Genomic DNA, 6445 nt, shown 5'->3' with positions numbered 1-6445 from the left:
CGGCGAATGTTGTCTTCACAGTATAACCAGATTGCTTGGGGTTATATGGTCAAGTGAAGAAGCGCATACGGTGGATGCCTTGGCAGTCAGAGGCGATGAAAGACGTGGTAGCCTGCGAAAAGCTTCGGGGAGTCGGCAAACAGACTTTGATCCGGAGATGTCTGAATGGGGGAACCCAGCCATCATAAGATGGTTATCTTACGCTGAATACATAGGCGTAAGAGGCGAACCAGGGGAACTGAAACATCTAAGTACCCTGAGGAAAAGAAATCAACCGAGATTCCCTTAGTAGTGGCGAGCGAACGGGGACTAGCCCTTAAGTGGCTTTGAGATTAGCGGAACGCTCTGGAAAGTGCGGCCATAGTGGGTGATAGCCCTGTACGCGAAAATCTCTTAGTCATGAAATCGAGTAGGACGGAGCACGAGAAACTTTGTCTGAATATGGGGGGACCATCCTCCAAGGCTAAATACTACTGACTGACCGATAGTGAACTAGTACCGTGAGGGAAAGGCGAAAAGAACCCCGGAGAGGGGAGTGAAATAGATCCTGAAACCGTATGCGTACAAGCAGTGGGAGCCCACTTTGTTGGGTGACTGCGTACCTTTTGTATAATGGGTCAGCGACTTATTTTCAGTGGCGAGCTTAACCGAATAGGGGAGGCGTAGCGAAAGCGAGTCTTAATAGGGCGTCTAGTCGCTGGGAATAGACCCGAAACCGGGCGATCTATCCATGGGCAGGTTGAAGGTTGGGTAACACTAACTGGAGGACCGAACCGACTACCGTTGAAAAGTTAGCGGATGACCTGTGGATCGGAGTGAAAGGCTAATCAAGCTCGGAGATAGCTGGTTCTCCTCGAAAGCTATTTAGGTAGCGCCTCATGTATCACTGTAGGGGGTAGAGCACTGTTTCGGCTAGGGGGTCATCCCGACTTACCAAACCGATGCAAACTCCGAATACCTACAAGTGCCGAGCATGGGAGACACACGGCGGGTGCTAACGTCCGTCGTGAAAAGGGAAACAACCCAGACCGTCAGCTAAGGTCCCAAAGTTATGGTTAAGTGGGAAACGATGTGGGAAGGCTTAGACAGCTAGGAGGTTGGCTTAGAAGCAGCCACCCTTTAAAGAAAGCGTAATAGCTCACTAGTCGAGTCGGCCTGCGCGGAAGATGTAACGGGGCTCAAACCATACACCGAAGCTACGGGTATCACGTAAGTGATGCGGTAGAGGAGCGTTCTGTAAGCCTGTGAAGGTGAGTTGAGAAGCTTGCTGGAGGTATCAGAAGTGCGAATGCTGACATGAGTAACGACAATGGGTGTGAAAAACACCCACGCCGAAAGACCAAGGTTTCCTGCGCAACGTTAATCGACGCAGGGTTAGTCGGTCCCTAAGGCGAGGCTGAAAAGCGTAGTCGATGGAAAACAGGTTAATATTCCTGTACTTCTGGTTATTGCGATGGAGGGACGGAGAAGGCTAGGCCAGCTTGGCGTTGGTTGTCCAAGTTTAAGGTGGTAGGCTGAGATCTTAGGTAAATCCGGGATCTTAAGGCCGAGAGCTGATGACGAGCTAACTTTTAGTTAGCGAAGTGGTTGATGCCATGCTTCCAAGAAAAGCTTCTAAGCTTCAGGTAACCAGGAACCGTACCCCAAACCGACACAGGTGGTTGGGTAGAGAATACCAAGGCGCTTGAGAGAACTCGGGTGAAGGAACTAGGCAAAATGGCACCGTAACTTCGGGAGAAGGTGCGCCGGTGAGGGTGAAGGACTTGCTCCGTAAGCTCATGCCGGTCGAAGATACCAGGCCGCTGCGACTGTTTATTAAAAACACAGCACTCTGCAAACACGAAAGTGGACGTATAGGGTGTGACGCCTGCCCGGTGCCGGAAGGTTAATTGATGGGGTTAGCTAACGCGAAGCTCTTGATCGAAGCCCCGGTAAACGGCGGCCGTAACTATAACGGTCCTAAGGTAGCGAAATTCCTTGTCGGGTAAGTTCCGACCTGCACGAATGGCGTAACGATGGCGGCGCTGTCTCCACCCGAGACTCAGTGAAATTGAAATCGCTGTGAAGATGCAGTGTATCCGCGGCTAGACGGAAAGACCCCGTGAACCTTTACTATAGCTTTGCACTGGACTTTGAATTTGCTTGTGTAGGATAGGTGGGAGGCTTTGAAGCGTGGACGCCAGTCTGCGTGGAGCCAACCTTGAAATACCACCCTGGCAACTTTGAGGTTCTAACTCAGGTCCGTTATCCGGATCGAGGACAGTGTATGGTGGGTAGTTTGACTGGGGCGGTCTCCTCCTAAAGAGTAACGGAGGAGTACGAAGGTGCGCTCAGACCGGTCGGAAATCGGTCGTAGAGTATAAAGGCAAAAGCGCGCTTGACTGCGAGACAGACACGTCGAGCAGGTACGAAAGTAGGTCTTAGTGATCCGGTGGTTCTGTATGGAAGGGCCATCGCTCAACGGATAAAAGGTACTCCGGGGATAACAGGCTGATACCGCCCAAGAGTTCATATCGACGGCGGTGTTTGGCACCTCGATGTCGGCTCATCACATCCTGGGGCTGAAGCCGGTCCCAAGGGTATGGCTGTTCGCCATTTAAAGTGGTACGCGAGCTGGGTTTAGAACGTCGTGAGACAGTTCGGTCCCTATCTGCCGTGGACGTTTGAGATTTGAGAGGGGCTGCTCCTAGTACGAGAGGACCGGAGTGGACGAACCTCTGGTGTTCCGGTTGTCACGCCAGTGGCATTGCCGGGTAGCTATGTTCGGAATAGATAACCGCTGAAAGCATCTAAGCGGGAAACTAGCCTCAAGATGAGATCTCACTGGGACCTTGAGTCCCCTGAAGGGCCGTCGAAGACTACGACGTTGATAGGTTGGGTGTGTAAGCGCTGTGAGGCGTTGAGCTAACCAATACTAATTGCCCGTGAGGCTTGACCATATAACACCCAAGCAATTTGACTACTCGAAAGAGCATCAGATTGCGGTGTGTGAAGACGAGATGAACCGAAAGTTCGACGCTCACAAAACACCGAAAGCTGTCACATACCCAATTTGCTGAAGCGAAGCCATCTGGCTACGACTCAGTACCCGAATTTCTTGACGACCATAGAGCATTGGAACCACCTGATCCCATCCCGAACTCAGTAGTGAAACGATGCATCGCCGATGGTAGTGTGGGGTTTCCCCATGTGAGAGTAGGTCATCGTCAAGATTAAATTCCGAAACCCCTGATTGCTAACGCAATCAGGGGTTTTGTTTTGGGAGGTCGAAAAGCGCCAAGCGACTTCGAAGCCTCCGCGCCTTGATCAGCTCAATCGGCACCCTCCAGACCGCCATCCTCACACGCGCCCTGCACAACACTGGAGGGGCATCGGAGTGATCGCACTTCCGGGATTGAGGCCTTTTCGAGCACAAAATCGGTGCTTGTCTGACAAAACACCATGCCGTTGGGGAAATCAATGCAAAGTGTTTCTGCATTTTTGGTAAGGTGCAGCACATTTCACAAGGATGGATATTTCACCCGCAGGATGCGGCGTCGACCTTCTTCAACGAGATGCTGTAGAAATGCCTGAACCGATACCGATCAAGGATCACGAAAAAGAAAACCGCCTGGTCAACAAGCGCTTGCTTGCCTGCGCACTGTTGGTGATTGGTATTACCTGCGCCCTGGTCGGGCGTATGTATTTCCTGCAGGTGGTGCAGTACGACTATCACTCGACGATTTCCGAGAACAACCGGGTCCATGTACTGCCGATAACGCCGACGCGCGGGCTGATTTATGACCGCAATGGCGTGGTGCTGGCCGACAACCGTCCCAGCTACAACCTGACCATCACTCGTGAGCGCACCACTGACCTCAAGGGCGAGCTGGACGCTATCGTCAGCCTGTTGCATTTACCCGCCGAAGACCGCGCGGTATTCGACAAGGCGTTGAAGCAAGCCCGTCATCCGTTTGTGCCGGTGACGCTGTTCTACGAATTGACCGAAGAGCAGATTGCCGTGCTGGCCGTTAACGAGTTCCGCTTGCCGGGCGTCGACGTCGAACCGCAGTTCGTGCGGCATTACCCGTTGGGCGCGCATTTTGCCCACTCGATTGGCTACGTTGGTCGAATCAACGAAAAAGAATCCAAGGCCCTCGACTCGGTGGAGTACCGCGGTACCCAGTCCATCGGCAAGACCGGTATCGAGCGTTTCTACGAGTCCGAGCTGCATGGCCATGTCGGCTATGAAGAGGTCGAGACCAACGCTCAGGGCCGCGTTTTGCGCGTACTCAAGCATACCGACCCGATCCCCGGCAAAAACATCGTGCTGAGCCTCGACGTCAAGCTCCAGGAAGCCGCGGAAGAGGCCTTGGGCGATCGCCGTGGTTCGGTAGTGGCCCTCGACCCGCAAACCGGCGAAGTGCTGGCCATGGTGAGTAAGCCGAGTTTTGACCCGAATCTGTTCGTCACCGGCATCAGCTTCAAGGAATATGCCGCGCTGCACGACTCCATTGACCGACCGCTGTTCAACCGTGTGCTACGCGGCCTTTACGCGCCCGGCTCGACCATCAAGCCGGAAGTGGCCATCGCCGGCCTCGACAGTGGCGTGGTGACCGCGCAAACCCGAGTGTTCGACCCCGGTTACTACCAACTGCCCGACTTTGATCACAAATACCGCAACTGGAACCACAGCGGTGACGGCTGGGTGGACATGGACGCAGCCATCATGCGCTCCAACGACACCTACTTTTACGACCTGGCCCACAAGCTGGGTATCGATCGCCTGCACGACTACCTGGCCGAGTTCGGCCTCGGTCAGAAAGTCTCCCTCGACATGTTCGAAGAATCAGCCGGCCTGATGCCTTCCCAGGCCTGGAAGCGCGCGACGCGGCGTCAGCCCTGGTTCCCGGGCGAAACTGTGATTCTCGGCATTGGTCAGGGCTATATGCAGGTCACGCCATTGCAATTGGCCCAAGCCACTGCATTGATCGCCAACAAAGGTGTGTGGAACCGGCCGCACCTGGCCAAGACCATCAACGGCGTGCCGCCGGTGGACGAGAACCCGATGCCTAACGTGGTGCTCAAGGACCCGCGTGATTGGGAGCAGGTCAACCACGGCATGCAACTGGTGATGCACGACCCCCGTGGTATCGCCCGTGCGGCGGCGGCCGGTGCTCAATATAGGATCGCCGGCAAGAGTGGTACTGCGCAGGTGGTGGCGATCAAGCAGGGTGAGCGCTATAACCGCAACAAGACCCTGGAACGCCATCGCGACAACGCCTTGTTCGTCGGCTTTGCGCCGGCCGAACATCCGAAAATCGTGATCTCGGTGATGATCGAAAACGGCGAGGCCGGTGGCCGCGTGGCAGGCCCGGTAGTGCGGCAGATCATGGACGCCTGGTTGCTGGATCAGGAAGGCCATCTCAAGCCGCAATATGCGACCCCCGCCAAGGCGCCCGGTGACCCGCACGTCTAGTCAAACCTTCCACTCATCCCAGTGCTCTACGCCTGCGTAAGCAAGCCAGGGCACATCATGGGCCGTCCAGATGTGCGAGGTGGGCCGCACGCCAGGGTCATCATCCAGCGTCGCCACCCGCACAATCACATGGGGCTGATGCCGACGCTCAGCTATCAGGTGAGAGCCGCAGCGCGAGCAGAAATGCCGGAGCTTGCCCGGTGAAGATTCAAACGACGACAGCAGCGCCTCACCCTGCATCCAGCGAAAGTGCTCGCGCATGACTCCGGCCGTGGCCACGAATGCGGCTGCATGCACCTTGCGGCAACTGTCGCAATGGCAGTGGCTGATGGGCATGTCCAAGCTGTCGATTTGATAGCGCACGGCTTTGCAGAAGCAACTTCCATTCAGCGGGTCAGTCATACACGTATTGCCTGATTAAGGACGGAGACAATCATCATTGCTTACAACCTGAGGTTGCGCATTGTTTGTTGTCGCCTACTGTCAATGGAGGAGGTGACTTATGCATGTATTAGATCGCATCGAACGAAAAGTCCTGCTCAACGTACCACGCAAACAAATCTGGGAAGCGCTTACCAATGCCGAGCAATTTGGCGAGTGGTTCGGAGTCGCCCTCAAGGGTAAAACCTTTACCGCTGGAAAAACCATCGAGGCGCCGATCACCTACCCAGGCTACGAACATGTGGTGTGGAAGGCGGAAATCGTGCGCATCCTGCCCCAAACCCTGTTCTCATTCAGATGGCACCCTTACGCTGTGGAGAAGGGCGTCGACTACGACCACGAAACACCGACCCTGGTAGAGTTCACCCTCGAAGACCGCGCGCCGGGCATCGTGCTGCGGGTAGTCGAATCCGGTTTTGACGCAGTGCCCGAAGCCCGTCGCCAAAAAGCCTTCAGGATGAATTCCCGAGGCTGGGACGAGCAAATGGGCAACATCGAAAATTACCTGAACCAGGCACGCAGCGCCTGACCCAAACGGGCATCGTG

Annotated in this window: 3 protein-coding genes and 2 rRNA genes; 4 read left to right on the top strand and 1 reads right to left on the bottom strand. The window is 55.0% G+C overall.

Annotated features, from left to right (window positions below; genetic code table 11):
• Positions 1–47 precede the first annotated feature (47 nt).
• The 3 genes from BFP92_RS15905 to mrdA all read left to right on the top strand — a co-directional run bounded on the left by BFP92_RS15905 (position 48) and on the right by mrdA (position 5458).
• Positions 48–2939: ribosomal RNA gene (locus BFP92_RS15905) — 23S ribosomal RNA — on the top strand.
• Positions 2940–3096: 157 nt separating this feature from the next.
• Positions 3097–3212, top strand: a 5S ribosomal RNA gene (rrf, locus tag BFP92_RS15900).
• Positions 3213–3565: 353 nt separating this feature from the next.
• A complete protein-coding gene (gene mrdA, locus BFP92_RS15895) occupies positions 3566–5458 on the top strand; it encodes a penicillin-binding protein 2 (RefSeq protein WP_056858820.1) in 1893 nt (630 codons plus the stop codon).
• Here the strand turns inward: mrdA and BFP92_RS15890 are convergent, their stop codons facing one another.
• Entirely contained in the window at positions 5459–5860 is a 402-nt protein-coding gene (locus BFP92_RS15890) for a GFA family protein (RefSeq protein WP_065930268.1), read from the bottom strand.
• Between the two features lie 100 nt (positions 5861–5960).
• Between BFP92_RS15890 and BFP92_RS15885 the strand changes: the two genes are divergently transcribed.
• Positions 5961–6428 (top strand): SRPBCC family protein, encoded by a 468-nt coding sequence (locus BFP92_RS15885; protein ID WP_065930267.1) that lies wholly within the window; start codon positions 5961–5963, stop codon positions 6426–6428.
• Positions 6429–6445 lie beyond the last annotated feature (17 nt).

This window comes from Pseudomonas sp. 58 R 3 (assembly GCF_900006605.1).
GTDB lineage: Bacteria > Pseudomonadota > Gammaproteobacteria > Pseudomonadales > Pseudomonadaceae > Aquipseudomonas > Aquipseudomonas salomonii.
The sequence above is the reverse complement of the archived record's forward strand: the minus strand, read 5'-3'. Positions and strand labels throughout refer to the sequence as shown.